We start from the raw sequence: 15,821 nt of genomic DNA, 5'->3' as shown, positions 1-15,821 counted from the left end.
TTCGCCTCACCAGAACGAGCGACACTCCCCCACTCGACTACGCCGGAGCCGGGGTTGCCGGGGCGCCTCCAGACTCCCGACTCCCGACGCTTCCCGGCAGTGTTCCGCACCGACCCACCGCTCCTGGTCGTTGACAGGGCATGAGCGATTCCATCAAGCACTGGCCCGCACCTGACGCCGAGGAGACAGAGGACGAACTGGCCACGAGGGAGGAGCAGGCCGAGGCGGAGCTGGGCCACAGGCTGGCGGCGCACTACGACTGGCCCGTCGAGGTCCTGGAAGCGATTGAGGTCACCGGCATGGGCTGCTCTGACTGACCTTCCCCGCTCCTGGGCTACGTAGGCCACATGCAGGAGCAGTTGTTGCCGGATTCTGGGAACGGCCGCGGGAGGCTGCCGCGGGAATTGTTGGCGGGAGACAGGCACGGGGCCTGCATGCGCCGGCAGCGCTGACCGAGTCCCGGGTGGTGGAACGTCCTGGCTAGCTCCTGTCCAGGCGATCTTCCCGGGGTGCGAAGCGGGCCTGGGCCGCCATGACGGCTTCGGTGTGGCGTCCGGCCCACGCGCCCATCGCATGGATCGGGCCCAGCAGCGCGAGGCCCGCCTCGGTGAGTGAGTAGTCGACGCGCGGCGGGGCCTCGGCGTATGCCTTCCGTGCGACCAGGCCGTTGTACTCAAGGCGGCGCAGGGCTTCGTTGAGGACTTTGGGGCTGATCCCGCCGATGCGGGTGATCAGCGCGCGCGGCCTCATAGGTCCGCTCTCGCCGAGGATGTACACGATTACGCTGTCCCAGCGGTTCGACAGGACTTCGAAGGCCACCCTCGCCTGGCAGTCCGCGGCGTATTCGCCGCCGCCCAGGTCCTCGCCGAGACCTTGTTCGCCTACCACTGCCGCCGTGTCGCTCATACGATCATCCTGCCCAGCCCGATGCACACCATGTGGTGTGCATCGGCGCGCCTAGCGTCCTTTCCGTCAGACCTCGCAACTCTCGCGACACGGACGACAGGAGCAAGCACATGCGCATCGGCATTCTCGGTACAGGAGCGATGGCCACGGCCCTCGGCGCGGCCTGGGTACGCGCGGGCCATGACGTCCGGGTGGGCGGTCGGGACACCGAAGCGGCCGCCCGCACCGCCCTGCTCACCGGCGCCTCCGAGCACGGCAGCCTCGCCGATGCCGCGGCTCACGGCGAGGTGGCGCTCCTCGCCGTACCGGCCGAAGCGGCACCACAGTTGGCCGGCGAACTGGCCCCCCTGCTCGCCGGGCGAACGGTGATCGACTGCACCGTTCCCATGGCACCGGGCGGGGACGGCCCGACCCTGACCACGGGCGGCGCCACCTCCGTCGCCCGGCTCGTCGCGGACGCCGCCCCCGGCGCCCATGTGGTGAAGGCCTTCGGGGTCTGCCACGAGAGCATCTGGACCCTGGACCGGCCGGCCTTCGAAGGAGCCCCACTGGCTGTCCCGTTCTGCACTGATCAGCCGGCCGCCGCCACGCGGGTGGCGGAGATCATCACTTCCATGGGCTGCACGCCTCTTCCCTCCGGTGGGCTCGATCGCGCTGCCCTGCTGGAGGCCACCGCCGTCTTCGCCATCGGCGTCTGGTGGTCGGGCGCCGAGGCCCGCTTCGCGTTCCCTGCCCCGGCCCTGGCCCCGGGGGCTGTCGACGACTAGCCAGCACCTGTCCGTCCGACCTCGCGGGGCTGGGGATCAAGAGGGTCCTGCCACATCCGTCGCGCTTCGCACGTGAGCACAACCGCGGTCCCGAAGGAAGCACAGAGGTGCGCCGGTGGCTGAGCGGGACTTCGGGCTGCGGAGCGCATGCCCAGCCGCGGGTGTGCGTGGTCCCGGTCTCCCAGTCCTCGAAGAGCGGGAGCCTCTTCGGTACGCGGTCCGGGTCCAGAGCGCCTGCGTCTCGTGGACCTCGCCGTGCTGGATGGCGTGGACGCGGCCCCGTTTCATGTGGCGCTGCTTCGGGGCCGGGCTGGTGAACGGGGCGAGGCGCTGCCAAGTGTCGGCGGAGACCCGGGCCAGGATGACCGTGCCGAACAGCTCGTGCGGCGCTGCTCCGAGCCCGCGCCGCTCAACTTCGAGATCGTCATCCCCGCCGCCGCGATGTGCCCCGGACACCGTCTCCGCGACGCGGTGACGGAGGGCACCGAACCCGGCGAGAAGGCCCACGCCCTCACGGTCGGCGTCCGCGCCCCGGCTGTCGCCCGCCACCGGAGCGCCCACGGTGTCGAGGACGCGGGCGACCTGCTGGTCGCCTCCTAGCCCCCAGCCCCGAGCCGGCCGACGGCGGCGGCACCCTCCCGGACGACCAGGCACCCGAACGATCCGCGGAAGCCGCCGGCTGACCACCTCCCGGCCGGGACCCGCGGCGCGACCGGGTGGCCGCCAGCCTGCAGCTGGAGGACCAGGCGCACCGGCTGCATCTCCCGGCTACCGATGCCGATGCCGATGCCGATGCCGGGCACGATCCGCCTCGGGTGCCGCGCCGGTCGATGAGTTCCGGGAGGCGGCAGGGGAGGGTACGCCGGTCGTGTCGGCGGATAGATCGGCCGCGCGACGCACACGCCAGACCAGTACGTCGCTGGCCGAGTCCGCGGTGCCCAGTTCTCGGCGCCCGGCCACTTCGGCGAGCAGGGCGGCGGGGTGCGCTGCAGATTCTGCATCCCGTGCGTCTGCCCGGGGGCCATACGGGGCCGTCGTCACCGCGACCGGTGGCGACGAGGCGGTCTCGTACGGCATCGACACCGCCTCGCGCACCGTGCGGTGGACACAGTCCGGGCCGGAAGCCGTCCACACTGGTACGGGCATGGCCGTGGGCCTCTTCCACGCCGAGCCGCTCACCTACTCCCGCTCGGCGTCGATCTCGCCGCCGGCACTGAGAAGTGGCGCGGGGAAAAGACCCTCGCCGCGATCACGGACGCGGCCCGGCCCGGCACTTTCCGGATCGCGGGCCTGGAGGTCGGCGAGAAGGACGACCGGCTGCTGGACGTCACCACCGGCACGGCCCGCGCCACCATGCCACCGGGGCTGCGCTCCACCGGTTGCACCCACGACCGCGTCGCGACGCTGGTATGCACGCGCGGCTTCACGGTGGTGGCCGTTGATGCCGCGTCCGGATCTCTGTTGTGGTCCCTCAAGCCCGACGAGGCGGGGCGCACGCCCCGACAGTCACCGCGGTCTGGCACGGACGCGTCTACGGCCGGACAGTGCACGGCCCCGTGGCCCTGGACGCGCGGACCGGCGCGGACTACTGACGATCGCATCCTCGGAATCGAACGGCGACGAGAGCCTCACCTGGGCGCCCCGGAAGGACCAGGCCGCAGCCACCAGCACTGACTGCGCAGGCCAGTACCCCTCACAGCCGACCAGGCTGGAAGTGGGCAGGACGGACAACATGCAGATGTACGTCTGTCCGCCCTCCCCCGAACACCCGCACACCGACCTAATCCAATGGGCCCTCCATTGATGACAACACCGCTGCGCACACAAGTCCGGTGACACCAGCCCGAGCACCGGGTGCATGAGCAGGGGAAGGTCGGACGGCTTCGCATCACCGCCCGACCGCCGCGACCGGCCCGACCAGGCGCCCGCTCGCCCGCACATCCGTCGACGCCGCCCGCTGGAAGCCCCGGCCTGTGCGGCGACGGCCTGGAGGAATCGCCCGTCACCAGGCCGACTCCGAAGTTCTCCGTGGCAGGGAAAGGGGAGGATCCGTGGGGCCAGAACCGACAAGGGGCGAACAGGATGGCGATGCGCGACTGCAGCCCATTGGCGCCAGGCCCCGGCAGTGCTGGGGGGGGAGGCGGGAGCTGCCCCCGGGCCGGGTTCGGCGGAGATGTCCGCTTACCTCGCGCGGCGACGGGGCGTCGTCGCGGCCGTCCGGGAGTGCTGGCTGGCGGAGGTGCCCGTAGTACCGGTGCGTCGTCGTCCGACTGAGAAACTCCGCCCGTCCGAGGACACGGGTGGGACGGCATTCGCCGTGGTCAACTACCTGTCCGATGCCTCTTGCATCCGGCTGCCCTTCGCCATGAGGTTCACGCGGTGGCATGCCATCGGCGGTGACCTGTCCGATGGGGGGACAGAGGAACGGTTCGACGGCTTCATCACTTGCCCTCTGCGCCCCGGCCCGGGTGGTGGTCTGTCGCGTCCGTGCGAAACCGTGCGGCAATCGGCCCGCCCGCTGACATGATCGGGTCATGAACGACACAAACGGGGAAGGTTTGTACCGGCAGCTCCTGGCCGCCGTGGCGCTGCTGGCGGCACCTGCACCCGACCAGTTGGCCTGGCTGGAGAAGCATGCCGTCCCGGTCGACGAGATCGCCCTGAACTTCGACGACGCCGCCGTGATCGCACCGCAGCTCGGCGACGAAGGGTGGCTCGCCCCCGAAGCGCTGGCCGACATCACACGCATGAACGGCCTTCTGGACCGCCTGACCGCGGACGAGGGCTCCACCGTCTGGACCGGCCAGGGACTCAGGACACACGACCATTGGAAGCGAATCCGTCAGGAAGCAGAACGGTTCCTCCAGGCGGAAGGAGAAACGGAACGAACGTTGCCGTTTGCCCAGACACTCCACTGACGACCGAGCACGACGGCCTCTGCCCCGGGATCTCACGCCGAGCCCGTCAGAGACAACTCGGCACGCCCGCCGGCCTGGGAGTCCACGGGGCGCAGCGGTGATGACTGGTGCGACAGCCGGCCTATGACTTCCAGCAGCCCTGCGCCCACGGGCGCGCGGCCGCACGAGTGACCCCCGGCAATGGCGCAGCTCACCACCGAGGAAGCCCTCGGCGAACTCTACGGGCACGACCTGGACGCCCACTGCGACACGACGCAGCTACGCGACGGGCTGGCAGACCTCGTCCCCCCTGTCGAACTCGAAAGGATCATCGCAGCGGTCGGAGCGACCGGTGACGAGACAGTCAGCTACGAAACGGTCGTCGCACTCTGGAAGACCTGAACCGCATCACGCACTCCGCAGCAAGGGCACCCGCCGAGTCAGCCCGGCCAACCACCGCGCCCCAGAGTGCGGGCGGCGAGCAGCGGCCACTGGCGTGAGCCGATCAGCAGGCTGGGCTTCCCGCTCCGGCAGGGCCTCTCCGTCAATGTGACCATCTGGGAGTGCGCGGCTGGCTGCGCCCTCAGCTACTTCAGGGCACGGGGCCGGTTGCCGAGTCGAGGTCGAGGTGGTGGGGAACCGTCGGGCCTCGGTCAGCGGGCCCCAGACCCGCCTCGCATCCGAACTCGCGGCCGCAGGGGCGGGCGTGACCCACGGATCAATGGCCTGCCCGCCCGTGGCGCAGCAGCAGGCGTAGCAGCGGCGGCCCCGGTGCTCGGGGCGGCAGGCGCGGTGAGGGCGAGCCCGGCCGGGCTGCGGGCAGGAGCGGAGGCGAGGTTCCGTCGGGTGGACGTTGCCGACGGATCGCCGGCCGGTACCCGCGCGCCGGCCGCGGTGCGGGAGCCGAAGCGACGGCGCCCGCCGTGGGGGGCGGGGGTGCGCGGCCGCGGCAACAGCGGTGACGGCCTGGTCCACACCGGCCCCGGCGGGGGCATCGGTGAGGATCCGGGCGGCATCGATCCCCGCGGCATCCAGGCGGCCCATCGCGGCCACGATGTCGGGCCAGGCCGGTGAGGAGAGGATCACGTCGCCTCCCGTACCTTCCTCTACAACAATCCCGAGACCAGGGCTGCCATCGCCTCTGCGATTAGCAGAGGCGACAGACCACCGGACCCAGTTGCTCGCCAACCAGGACGAGGAGCGCGGAGCAACCTGGCGCGAACGCGCACTGAATGCAGAAGACGCCCTCAACACACGACCTTGAAAGCCCGCCCCGCCGAACCCGCACCGAAATTCTGGCCCCTCCGGCCCAACTTCTCCACGGCCCCGTCCGCACCGCCCCACGGCGGACGGGCCGTCCGGGGCACTGCCGAAAGACGCTGATCAGCGCAGCTCAGCAACTGCCGGAGATCGCCTCCCACGCCCAGGGAGATCCTGCAGCGCCGTCGGGCGACATGCGCCAGGGCCTCTCGCTGACGAAATCGAGTTGCGTCACGTTCCTATGCTGAGGTCTATGACCGCACAGAACACCTTCGCGCATCCCCGCTGGGGCCTTGAGTTCCATTGGTGGGCTGTGGATCCGGCACGTCGTGTCGGTTTGTTCTACTCCGCCTTCGGACCTGTCCCCGCCGCGGCCAATGCCCACGTGGTGGTCATGGACGATGCGACAGCTCAGGCCAAGGCACTACACCCTGAGTGGTTTGGTACACAGCACTGCAGTGACGATGAGTGCCCTGAGACGCACTGCCCTGTCGAGTTGAACCGGGGGCCGTACTTGTTCACATGGGACGAGGAGTACGACGACCGCTACACACGCTATGGCGTTCCGAAGGCGCCAGTGCTCGCTTCCGAACTTCCAGGCCGCCTGGCAGCGGCCGCCCTGCTCGTCGAGGTCGACTTCCTCTTCGAACAGGCCGCCCGGATTGACCTGAGTTACCCCGGCGGCAGGGAATTCTTGTCGGGCGCAGCGACGACGGGTAGTCGGTCCCACCAACGCCCCTGACTCACCCAGCGGAACAGCCCGATGCACGACAAGGCCGTTTCGGCGGTGTCCCCGGCCTGCACAAGCCAGAGCAATCGAACCGCTGCCCTCCCGCAAGTGCGCAGTCACAGACGAAGGCATCCGATTCGAGCACCGCACCTACGACGGCCCCGCACTCAACGGACACCGACACCCCTCCACCGCCACGGACGGCAAATGGAAGGTCCACCGCAACCCCTACGAGCCGTGGCAGTGCTGGGTCAGGCCCCCTGACCGCTGGGCATCGGTCGCGTGGATCCACCGGAGCCTGGTGTCCAGGCCGTTCACCGACACCACCTGCCGATACATCCGCAGCGTGGTCACAGGTGGTGCAGACCGGGCGGACCACGAGGAACTCCTCGCCTGCCACCTGCGCGGTGATCACCCTTGGTGGCTGTCCCGCCGCAGTCACTGCCTGCGGCGTTGCAGCACGATCGAGGGGCGGTCTCCGTGAGGCCGCCCCCGGACGGCCGACGTACCGCTGCAATGCCGCCACCCTACGAAAGGGCAGCTCAGACAGCGAGATCCTGCTGGCGTACTAACCGCGCCGGGCCAGGGCCGCGCGCAGCAGGCGGACGTACGGGCTCCACCGGGCGGGCCGGGGCGGTGGTTCGGCGCGGTCCAGGCCGTCCTCCACCAGGGCGTCGTGCAGTGGGCGGTAGAGGAGGGGCCAGGTCAGGCGGGCCACTCCCGTGGTCCGCATGGACAGCGTGTGCCGCAGGAGGGTGTGCCGTGCGTCAACGGGGATCACGGTGAACTCGTGGAAGCCGTGGAATCCGGGCGGCCCGGTGAAGACGAACCGCACCCGGCCGCCGGGCTCGTAGGCGCTGACGGTGTACCGGATCGGCCCGTGCCCGCCGGCCGATCCGGGCGACAGTCCGCGGTCGAGCCGCAGGGCGGGCCAGTGAGCCGACGGCCAGAGCCGGTCCGCGGGGCCGGTGGAGAGGGTGTCGAGAAGCTCACCGATCGCGTCGGCGCCCGCCGCGATCAGGCGTTCGTGCACGTTGTGAACAGCCATGTGTCTCCCTGCGGGCAGAGGTCGGACGAGTATTGGAGAGCTGCCTCTAATATGTCATTGGAGGGTACTCTCCGATTCATGGCCCGGCCACCCCGTTTCGACAGCGACCAGCTCCTCGACGCCGCCGTCCGGCTGGCCGCCGCCGGGGGGCCCGCCGCTGTGACCATGTCCGCCGTCGCCCAGGCGGTCGGCGCGCCCAGCGGCTCCGTCTACCACCGCTTCGCGGGGCGTCCGGCGCTGCTCGCCGAGGTGTGGCTGCGGACCGTCGAGCGGTTCCAGGAGGGGTACGCCGAGGCCCTCGACCGCGAGCCCGACCCGCACCGGGCCGCCCGCGCGGCCGCCCGGCACGTCGTCGCCTGGAGCCGGTCCCACCCGCGGCAGGCCGCGCTCCTGCTGCACGGCCCCGAGGAGTTCGGGCGGGCCGACTGGCCCGCGGAGCACCGGGCACGGGCGGACGGCGGCAACCGCCGCATGCTCGCCCGGCTGGCCGCGCTGGGCACGGCCCTCGGCGCGACCGGCTCGCGGGACCGCGAGCGGATCGCCCTCGCCGTGGTGGAGGTTCCGCTGAGCGTGGTCCGCCGCCACCTCCGAGCCGGCGAACCGCTCCCGCCCTACGCCGAGGACCTCGCCGAGGAGAGCGCCGCGGCGCTGCTCGGCGCCCCCGGCTAATCCGATGGGGACGGGCCCGGGCTCGCGGAGTGCGGTCGCTCGCTCAGCCCGCCCCGGCGCATGCCTGCGCCTCTGCCAGGTACCGCGCTACCGGGCCCAGGGTCAGCATGCCGCCGGCGGCGCCGGCGTGTTCGGTACGGGCATCGCGCAGGGCAGCCGCAGCGTGCGTGGCGATTCCGCGCTCGCCGAGGCGTACGGCGGCGCGGGCGGTCAGGCACCACATGGCCTCCTGCATGTGGTCACGCGGTGGTTCGGGCGCCGCGGCGAGGGCGGCCCCGGCCTGCTCGCGCCGGTCCTGGGCCAGCAGTACCAGGGGGCGCGTCCAGGGCCGGTACGGGCCCCAGTCGAGGTGCGGGTCGGTGGGCGCGGGCCGGTCGTGCAGCAGGCGCAGTCCCAGGAGGGCGAGCGGGAACAGGCCGCGGTGCAGCCCCGGCATTCCGGCCGTCCGGAGGGCGTCCTCGGCAGCGCGGTACTGCGCTGCCGCCGTGGCGGCGGCCGGTCCGCCGGGTTCGGCGCTGCGGGCGGCCGTGACCCGGGCCCTGAACCACCCGGTGAGGACGGAGACGAGGGGCGCCTCGGTGGTGGCGGCGAGCTGTTCGGCAGCATTGGCGTGCGCTGCCGCGGCGTCGAGTTCGCCGAGGGCCGAGGCGGATTGCAGGCGGACGAGCCGGCCGAGTACGGCGAAGTTCGGCAGCTCGTGCCGCGTGGACAGGTCGAGGATCTCGGCGCCGGTCCTGTCCCGTGCCGCCGCGAGCCCGGGGCGGGTGAAGGACTGCAGGAACACCGCGTTGAGGGCGAAGGCCAGCAGGGCCGGATCGGCCAGTTCCCGTGCCAGCGACTCGGCCTGACGCGCCGCCTGCCGCGCGTGCTTCAGCTCGGTCGCGGAGAGGTCGGCGCAGCGGCTCTCCACGGCGACCGTGGCCAGGAGGCGGGCGCGCAGGTCGGCGGGGCCGTCGGGGCCGAGCGCGGTGAGCGTGCGTTCGGCGGCCGCGACGACGGCGCGGGACTGCTCGGGGTCGTCGGCACGGCTCCAGATGGCGGGCACGTCGTAGGCGCCGATGATCCGGGCGGTCAGGGGGAGGTCTCCCGTGCGTTCCGCCGCCTGGATGGCGGCGAGGCGGTCACGCCGCGAGCGGACGAGGGCGTCGCCGCCCGCCAGTGCGAGGGTGCGGGCCAGGTCCACGGTGGTGCGCGGGCCGAGCCTGGCGCCGGGGCCGGTCCACGCGGTACGGGCTCCTCCGGGAGGCGCGGACCCGTTGAGGATGTCCGCCTCCAGGCGCTGCAGGTCGCCACCGGGGTCGAGTCCGAGCTGGCCGACGAGCATCGCGCGGGCACGGCGGAGGGTGGCCAGCGCGTCGGCCTGGCGGCCAGCGCGGTACAGCGCGCGGGCGAGCAGCTCCCAGGCCGGCTCGCGCCACGGGTGTTCGGCGACATGGGCACCGAGTTCGGCGACGAGATCAGCCCCTTCCCCGGAGTCGAGGAGGATGCGGGCGCGCAACTCCGCACCCTCCAGCCTCAGTTCCTCCAGCCGGGTCCGCTCGCGCTGCGCCCATACGGAGCCGGTCACATCGGCGTAGGCGGGTCCGCGCCAGCCCGCGAGCGCCGCGCCGAGGTCGGTCACCGCGGCGGGGTCGCGGCGGGCCCGGGCCAGCGTGTCCTGGAACTGATGGACGTCCATGTCCTCGCGCGGCAGGCGCAGCGCATAGCCGGGACCCTCGGTGACGATGACGCGCGGCGGACTGCGGGGCGGCCGGTCGGGTTCGAGGGCGCGGCGCAGCGCGGCGACGAACGTACGCAGAGCGCCGACCGCGCGGACGGGCGGATCGGCCCACAGGTCCTGGACAAGGGTGTCGGTGGTCACCATCCGCCCCTCGGCGGCGACGAGCCGGGCGAGTACCTCACGATGGCGGGGTCCGCCCAGGTCAACCGGGCTGCCGTCGTCATGGAGGGCCCGCACCGCACCGAGCACGTCGATTCGCATGCCCCCATCCTCCGTGCCGGGGCCCGGCTGCGCCCAACCGTACTGATCGGCTGCTGATCGCCGTCGCGCACGCTGAGCCGGTCACGTCCCCGACCCCAAAGGGTGGTCCCTCATGACGCTCACCATTCCCGGCTTCGACCACGTCCGCCTGCCCGGTGCGGACGGTGTGGAGCTGGCTGCGGCTGTCGGCGGCAGCGGCAGCGGCAGCCCGGTCGTGCTGTTGCACGGTTTTCCCCAGACCCACCTGATGTGGCGACACGTCGCCGAACGGCTCGCCGACGAGCACGCGGTGATCTGCCCCGACCTGCGGGGCTACGGCGCCAGCGACAAGCCTGCGGCCACCGACCCCGGTGTGTACGCCAAGCGCACCATGGCCGCCGACGTCGTGGCCCTGGCGGCGGCGCTCGGCCACGAGCGCTTTGCCCTCGTAGGCCACGACCGGGGCGCCCTGGTCGCCTTCCGGGCGGGGCTGGACCACCCGGAGACCATCACGCACCTGGGCCTCCTCGACGTCGTGCCGACGCTCGACATGTGGAACGTCCTGCACGGCGTCTCGGCGGCGGTCGGCTACCACCTCTACCTGATGGCGCAGCCGCCGGGCCTGCCGGAGGCGATGATCGCGGGCAGCGCGGACGCGTTCTTCGGCTCCTTCCTCGACGCCTGGGCCAACGACCCGACCGCCATCCCCGAGGAGGTACGTGCCCACTACCTGCGGGCGAGCGCCGCGGCGGTGGCGTCGATCGTCGCGGACTACCGGGCCTCGGCGGACATCGACGTCACGCACGACCAGGCGGACCTGGACGCGGGGTCGCAGCTGGCCATGCCCGTGGCGGTCGTCCAGCAGGACTGGGGCGCGCGGCTCGGCTACGACGCCGCCGGGGTGTGGAAGGCGTGGGCGCCGGACCTGGACCACCGTCTGACCCGTGCCGGGCACTTCATGGCCGAGGAGGCCCCCGACGAGATCGCGGCCATGATCCGTGGCCTGCTGACCCGCTGAGCCTCCTGCGCTCGGCGCCGTCAAGGAAGCCCTTGAGCATGCGCGGTACGACGCATGGCATGCGTCCCGGTACGAGGGACCTGGCCGACGGCCTCCGCGGCCCTGCGGAGCTCGCGGAGTGGGAGCGCATCGTCCAGCTGCTCGCCGAGGCGCCGGCGGGCAGCGTTTACGCCCCGGACGTCGACGACGTCGTCCAGGCCGAGCTCGCCGCCGACGCCGCGGCCGCCGCCCAGGGGGCCGAGCCGCGCGAGCCGCCCGGATCGCGGCCCGCGCCGACGAGCTCCAGGTGCTGCGCTGCCTCGGCGCCCGGGACCGGGCGAGCCGGACGACGGCGACGAGCTCCCCGGTGTCAGGAGGTGAAGTAGCCGTTCAGGTCGGCGATCACGTCCGTGGAACCGGAGTTGTTGTAGAACGTCACCCGGCCGTTCACGACGGGGACGACCACCAGGTTGGCGACGGTCTGCCCGGCCGTGTAGTTGAGGTTGGAGACGCCCGGCCGTGCCACCCCGTGGGGGTGCACGATCAGGTGGCTCGCCTCGGTCGGGTTGGTGACCGTGACGTTCAGGACCACCGCGGTGACCCCCTGCGCGGGCACGCCCGCGACCCCGGTCACCTGGAGGCTCACCAGCCCGCCCGGACCCACGGCCCCGGCGCGGGCGCCGGTGCCGGTGCCGTCACGGGTGTCGAGGAGGCGGACCGGGCCGGCCGCGGAGAAGGTGGATCCGGTGGCCGCGTAGTAGCCGGTGACATCGGCGATCAGGTCCACCGAGCCGGAGTTGTTGCGCAGGTCGACCTTGCCGTTGACGACCGGGACGGTCACCAGGTTGGGGACGATCTGCCCGGCCGTGAAGTTGAGGTTCGACACGCCCGGCGCCGCCTGGCCGTTGGGGTAGACGGTGACATGTCCGGCCTCGGTCGGCTGGACCGCCGTCACGTTCATGACGACGGCGGTGACCCCGCTCGCCGGGATCCCCTTCACGCCCGCGACCTGAAGGGTGACCACCCCGCCGGGCCCGACCCGCTGCTGCTTGGCACCCGTACCGTCCCGGGTGTCCAGGAACCGCGCGGGCGTGATCGGGTTCAGCGCGGAGCCGGCCCCGGCCTTGTCGGTGTAGTAGCCGGTGACATCGGCGATCAGGTCGACCGATCCCGCGTTGTTGCGCAGGTCGACCTTGCCGTTGAGCACGGGGACGGTCACCAGGTTCGGGACGATCTGTCCGGGTGCGAAGTTGAGGTTCGACACCTTGGGCGTGGCCTGCCCGTTCGGGTAGACCATCACATGCCCGGCCTCGGTGGGCTGGACGGCGGTCACGTTCATGACGACGGCGGTGACCCCGGTGGCCGGGATCCCCTTCACACCCGCGACCTGGAGGGTGACCACCCCGCCGGGCCCGACGCGCTGCTGCTTGGCACCCGTACCGTCCCGCGTGTCCAGGAACCGCGACGGCCCGTGCGGCACGAACCGGCTGCCCTTCTGGACGGGGGCGGGGGCCGTGACGGTGTATGCCTTGGGCAGGTAGCCCCGGGACGGGACCCCGGGGGTGTACTCGACGCCGTCGAGCAGCAGGTCGTACTGTCCGGGTTCCAGCCCGTTCGTGTCGACCTTGACGTACAGCTCCTTCCCGTCGTTGTTCGCGGTGACCGCCTCCAGGACCCGCTCCGGGGAGCCGGCGCGGACCAGCCTGAGCTTGCTGCCGAAGGTGAGACCGGTGCCGCTGACGATGGCGTCGGTACGCGTACCGGCCATGCTCGTCGACGGGCTGATGCCGGTCGGGTTCGGTGCCGGCGGCTCGACGCAGCCCTCCTGGCATGCGCCCTGGAAGGCGAAGTCGACAGGGGTGCGTGCCCGCTTGGGGCTCAGCAGCAGCACTGCCTGGCCGGGTGCCGCGCCGGCACTCGTCGAGCAGCTGAAGGCGAACCGGTCACGGTCGGCCGTGCACCCGTACCCGGCGGTCTCGGAGGTCCATCCCGGGCCGCTCATCAGGTCCAGACCCGGCTTGTCGAACTCCGTGGTGCTGGTGGTGCCGGTGACGGCGATGGTCTGGCCGGCCCTCATGTCGATCACGGCGCAGTAGGCGCTGGAGGACTCGGAGAGGGTCCCCCTGCGCGTCGGGAAATCGTTGACCGAGACGCGGTTGGCGGCGCATTCCGGGGCCCAGCCCGATGCCGTGCCCACCCGCCAGGTGTCCAGCTTCGCGGCGACGGGGCCGCTGTGTGCCTTCTCGGGTCCGACGATCGCCACGTAGGACGTCGAGCCGGTGACACGGCAGGAGCCGGTCTCGCGGCACACGGCGCGGCCGTTGCCGTCGACGACGGTCAGCGGGGCGGCGTCGTAGTACGGAACGTCCGGGGTCCGCGCCGCGATCCAGAACTTGTCCGTGGCGGCACCGTTCACCCGCACGCAGCGGGTGTCCAGGGGGGACGCCAGGCCGAAGGCGAGGGAGGGCCCGCCCGTCTTCGTGGAAGGCGGTTCCGCGCACTGCGCGCCGGAGGACACGTCGCGCCGCACCAGGCGGTACGTCTCCGTTCCGCCCCGGGCGGTGGCGGAGCTCTCGAGCAGGACCGTGTACGGCTCACCGGGCGCCAGGGCGCAGACCTCGGCCGTGGAGGGGGACGAGGTCCTGCACCTGATGTCGCCCGCCGCGTCGACCAGCTTGACCGTCGCCGTCACCTCCCTCGGGGTGCCGGAGACGTGGTCGAGCAGCTCTGCGGTGGAGTGGGCGTTGCCCGGCACGCTCAGGCATGCCTGCGACCTGTTGAAGGCCACCGACACCTCGGCACCCCAGGTGCTGTTGCCGAACGTGGACTGCGGCCACGGGGCGCAGCCCTCGGCCTCGCCGGTCCGGTGGAACACCAGTCCGAAGGTCGCGGGCGCGTCGCTGTTCCTCAGCACGGCACGGAACGGGCCGGTGCCGGTCAGCTTGCAGATGGTGCCGGAGTCGCACTGCTGCCGGGCCCCGGACGCGTCGTACAGCGTGTACGCGGCGTAGCTGCCGCCGGCCGGCGGCCGGTTGAGCACGTAGAGGCCCTTGCCGCCGGCGGTGGGCAGGGTCAGGCAGAGTACGTGCCCGGGACCTGTGAAGCTGCCGGTGGCCGGTCCGGCCGCCAGGCCGTTGTCGTGGGTCGGGGTGCAGCCCCTGGTCTCCCTGGCGGAGTGGAAGGCGATGCCGAATGCCTTGAAACCGTCGCTCTGGGGGTTGGCCGACCAGGTGTAGTCGCCCGGGGCCAGGTCGCAGACCTCGTACCGGGGGCAGCCGGGCACGGTCTCGCCGGCCTGGGACAGGAGCGGCGACGCGCCCGGGTGGACGCCGGTGGCGACGGCGGTGGCGTAGGTGTATTCGGCGGCCTGGGTGACCCGCAGGACGCGGCAGTGCTCCGTCCGGGTCAGGTCCGGGAGGCTCCCGTACGCCTGGGGCTCGACCACCGCGCAGCCCTCCGGCTGGGAGAGCCGGGCCACGGTGTAGTCGTAGTCAACGGCCTTCCCCGAGGACTGCAACGCCGAGATACGGAACGGTGCGGTGCCCGTGAGCTTGCAGTCCACGGCGTAGGACGGGCGGCCCCTGGACGTGCAGACCTCTTTCCCCGAGGCGTCGTACACGCTGTGCAGGACCTCGTGGCTGCTGCTGTAGGCGCGCAGGACGTCACCGGCGGCCAGGTCCAGGGTGTAGCAGTCGCCCGCCGAGCCGGCCGGCAGCGAGCGGTGCAGCACGGTCGGTGCGCCGAGCCTGTGGTCGGCGGCGCCGACGGCCTTGCACGCGGTGGAGGAGAGCAGCGGGGTGTACGACACGGAGATGCCGTTCGCCGTGCTGCTCCTGTCCGTGACCTGCACCGTGTACGTCCCCGCCTGACCGGTGGGGCACCGCAGCGCCGGGTACGTGGGGTGGCGGACGCTCTCGCAGGTGACGGCGGCGCCGTCGGGCGCGATCAGCTTGGTGCTGGACGCCTGTGTCGTGACGACCTGGAGCATGACCAGGTCCTTCTGCTGCGGCAGGGCGAGCGAGAAGGACGCCATCTGGGACGGGTCCACGGTGCAGGTGACGACCGTGTGCGGAGCGACGGTTGCCGGACAGGACTCGGCGAGGCCGCTGCTCTGCTGGAGCGTGCGTACGGCCGCCTGGTGGTCGGCCGTGGGATCCGGCGTCGGCGTGGCCTGCGGACCCGCGGCCTTCGGCGGGGCGGCGGCCGGGGTGGCCGCGGTCGGTGTGGCGGCCGTGGTGGCGGCGGGTGCCGCGGGGGCCGCGGCGGCGGTGCCGGTCTGACCCGCGAGTGAGGCCAGCAGGGCGAGCAGCAGGGTGCCCGAGGCGGCTCTCGCGCCGGCCCGCCGCCCCCGTCTGCTCCGCCCTCTTCTGCCGATCGGCAGCAAACTCATGAACCCCCCAGTTCTGATGGGCCCGACCCCCGTGACCTCGGAAGCTTCGGGCAGCCGGAGTGTAGCCCCCGCCCGTCGCGCACCATGATCCGGGCCCGGCTCCGCACGGGGCGTGCGGGCTATCGCTCGCTCGGGAGGCGCGGTGATGGCGGCGCTAGCCGCCGGTCGGGCTTGAGCAGTTCCGCCCACCGGGCCGT

General features: G+C 72.3%; 13 protein-coding genes and 1 pseudogene. 9 read left to right on the top strand and 5 right to left on the bottom strand.

The window, feature by feature from the left end; translation table 11 throughout:
- The first annotated feature begins 140 nt into the window (after positions 1 to 140).
- On the top strand, positions 141 to 317 hold the full coding sequence (locus ABZ873_RS07250) for a hypothetical protein (RefSeq protein ID WP_360866521.1): 177 nt from the start codon (positions 141 to 143) through the stop codon (positions 315 to 317).
- A gap of 163 nt (positions 318 to 480) precedes the next feature.
- Here the strand turns inward: ABZ873_RS07250 and ABZ873_RS07245 are convergent, their stop codons facing one another.
- Positions 481 to 906, bottom strand: coding sequence for a helix-turn-helix domain-containing protein (locus ABZ873_RS07245; RefSeq protein WP_360866518.1), 426 nt, complete (start codon positions 904 to 906; stop codon positions 481 to 483).
- A 32-nt stretch (positions 907 to 938) separates the two neighbouring features.
- Between ABZ873_RS07245 and ABZ873_RS07240 the strand changes: the two genes are divergently transcribed.
- Complete coding sequence (locus ABZ873_RS07240) at positions 939 to 1,673, top strand: NAD(P)-binding domain-containing protein (protein ID WP_360866515.1); 735 nt, start codon at positions 939 to 941, stop codon at positions 1,671 to 1,673.
- Between the two features lie 255 nt (positions 1,674 to 1,928).
- Positions 1,929 to 2,273 (top strand): hypothetical protein, encoded by a 345-nt coding sequence (locus ABZ873_RS07235; RefSeq protein ID WP_360866512.1) that lies wholly within the window; start codon positions 1,929 to 1,931, stop codon positions 2,271 to 2,273.
- A 168-nt stretch (positions 2,274 to 2,441) separates the two neighbouring features.
- Here the strand turns inward: ABZ873_RS07235 and ABZ873_RS07230 are convergent.
- Positions 2,442 to 2,675: pseudogene (locus tag ABZ873_RS07230) on the bottom strand (mobilization protein); the annotation flags it as partial.
- Between the two features lie 1,532 nt (positions 2,676 to 4,207).
- Between ABZ873_RS07230 and ABZ873_RS07225 the strand changes: the two are divergent.
- The 3 genes from ABZ873_RS07225 (at position 4,208) to ABZ873_RS07215 (ending at position 6,572) form a co-directional block, all read left to right on the top strand.
- The gene (locus tag ABZ873_RS07225) at positions 4,208 to 4,591 is read left to right on the top strand and encodes a hypothetical protein (protein ID WP_360866508.1); all 384 of its coding nucleotides are present in this window, start codon (positions 4,208 to 4,210) and stop codon (positions 4,589 to 4,591) included.
- A 180-nt stretch (positions 4,592 to 4,771) separates the two neighbouring features.
- On the top strand, positions 4,772 to 4,972 hold the full coding sequence (locus tag ABZ873_RS07220) for a hypothetical protein (protein ID WP_360866505.1): 201 nt from the start codon (positions 4,772 to 4,774) through the stop codon (positions 4,970 to 4,972).
- A gap of 1,111 nt (positions 4,973 to 6,083) precedes the next feature.
- Entirely contained in the window at positions 6,084 to 6,572 is a 489-nt protein-coding gene (locus ABZ873_RS07215; protein ID WP_360866502.1) for a hypothetical protein, read from the top strand.
- Between the two features lie 556 nt (positions 6,573 to 7,128).
- Here the strand turns inward: ABZ873_RS07215 and ABZ873_RS07210 are convergent.
- Positions 7,129 to 7,608: an SRPBCC family protein gene (locus tag ABZ873_RS07210; RefSeq protein WP_360866499.1), complete on the bottom strand. Its 480-nt coding sequence runs from the start codon at positions 7,606 to 7,608 to the stop codon at positions 7,129 to 7,131.
- A gap of 78 nt (positions 7,609 to 7,686) precedes the next feature.
- On the opposite strand from ABZ873_RS07210, the gene ABZ873_RS07205 reads away from it, so the two are divergent.
- Positions 7,687 to 8,277 carry a TetR/AcrR family transcriptional regulator gene (locus ABZ873_RS07205; RefSeq protein WP_360866496.1) on the top strand — a complete coding sequence of 197 codons (591 nt, stop codon included), beginning with the start codon at positions 7,687 to 7,689 and terminating at the stop codon, positions 8,275 to 8,277.
- A 43-nt stretch (positions 8,278 to 8,320) separates the two neighbouring features.
- On the opposite strand, the gene ABZ873_RS07200 is transcribed toward ABZ873_RS07205, so the two are convergent.
- On the bottom strand, positions 8,321 to 10,258 hold the full coding sequence (locus ABZ873_RS07200) for an AfsR/SARP family transcriptional regulator (protein ID WP_360866493.1): 1,938 nt from the start codon (positions 10,256 to 10,258) through the stop codon (positions 8,321 to 8,323).
- Between the two features lie 112 nt (positions 10,259 to 10,370).
- Between ABZ873_RS07200 and ABZ873_RS07195 the strand changes: the two genes are divergently transcribed.
- Together ABZ873_RS07195 and ABZ873_RS07190 are read left to right on the top strand one after the other, a co-directional pair.
- Positions 10,371 to 11,255, top strand: coding sequence for an alpha/beta hydrolase (locus ABZ873_RS07195; protein ID WP_360866490.1), 885 nt, complete (start codon positions 10,371 to 10,373; stop codon positions 11,253 to 11,255).
- Positions 11,256 to 11,293: 38 nt separating this feature from the next.
- Entirely contained in the window at positions 11,294 to 11,620 is a 327-nt protein-coding gene (locus ABZ873_RS07190; RefSeq protein ID WP_360866487.1) for a hypothetical protein, read from the top strand.
- Here the strand turns inward: ABZ873_RS07190 and ABZ873_RS07185 are convergent.
- Positions 11,605 to 15,624, bottom strand: coding sequence for a hypothetical protein (locus tag ABZ873_RS07185; RefSeq protein WP_360866484.1), 4,020 nt, complete (start codon positions 15,622 to 15,624; stop codon positions 11,605 to 11,607). The genes ABZ873_RS07190 and ABZ873_RS07185 overlap by 16 nt on opposite strands.
- Positions 15,625 to 15,821: the final 197 nt, after the last annotated feature.

It is taken from the genome of Streptomyces sp. NPDC047014 (assembly GCF_040644195.1).
Taxonomy (GTDB): domain Bacteria; phylum Actinomycetota; class Actinomycetes; order Streptomycetales; family Streptomycetaceae; genus Streptomyces.
This window is presented reverse-complemented; position numbering and strand designations above follow the sequence as displayed.

What these genes read in the sequence shown, in the direction of transcription:
- ABZ873_RS07250 (WP_360866521.1), top strand. Translation starts at nt 141, where the DNA reads ATGAGCGATTCCATCAAGCACTGGCCCGCACCTGACGCCGAGGAGACA.
- ABZ873_RS07245 (WP_360866518.1), bottom strand. Translation starts at nt 906, where the DNA reads ATGAGCGACACGGCGGCAGTGGTAGGCGAACAAGGTCTCGGCGAGGAC.
- ABZ873_RS07225 (WP_360866508.1), top strand. Translation starts at nt 4,208, where the DNA reads ATGAACGACACAAACGGGGAAGGTTTGTACCGGCAGCTCCTGGCCGCC.
- ABZ873_RS07220 (WP_360866505.1), top strand. Translation starts at nt 4,772, where the DNA reads ATGGCGCAGCTCACCACCGAGGAAGCCCTCGGCGAACTCTACGGGCAC.
- ABZ873_RS07215 (WP_360866502.1), top strand. Translation starts at nt 6,084, where the DNA reads ATGACCGCACAGAACACCTTCGCGCATCCCCGCTGGGGCCTTGAGTTC.
- ABZ873_RS07210 (WP_360866499.1), bottom strand. Translation starts at nt 7,608, where the DNA reads ATGGCTGTTCACAACGTGCACGAACGCCTGATCGCGGCGGGCGCCGAC.
- ABZ873_RS07205 (WP_360866496.1), top strand. Translation starts at nt 7,687, where the DNA reads ATGGCCCGGCCACCCCGTTTCGACAGCGACCAGCTCCTCGACGCCGCC.
- ABZ873_RS07200 (WP_360866493.1), bottom strand. Translation starts at nt 10,258, where the DNA reads ATGCGAATCGACGTGCTCGGTGCGGTGCGGGCCCTCCATGACGACGGC.
- ABZ873_RS07195 (WP_360866490.1), top strand. Translation starts at nt 10,371, where the DNA reads ATGACGCTCACCATTCCCGGCTTCGACCACGTCCGCCTGCCCGGTGCG.
- ABZ873_RS07190 (WP_360866487.1), top strand. Translation starts at nt 11,294, where the DNA reads ATGCGCGGTACGACGCATGGCATGCGTCCCGGTACGAGGGACCTGGCC.
- ABZ873_RS07185 (WP_360866484.1), bottom strand. Translation starts at nt 15,624, where the DNA reads ATGAGTTTGCTGCCGATCGGCAGAAGAGGGCGGAGCAGACGGGGGCGG.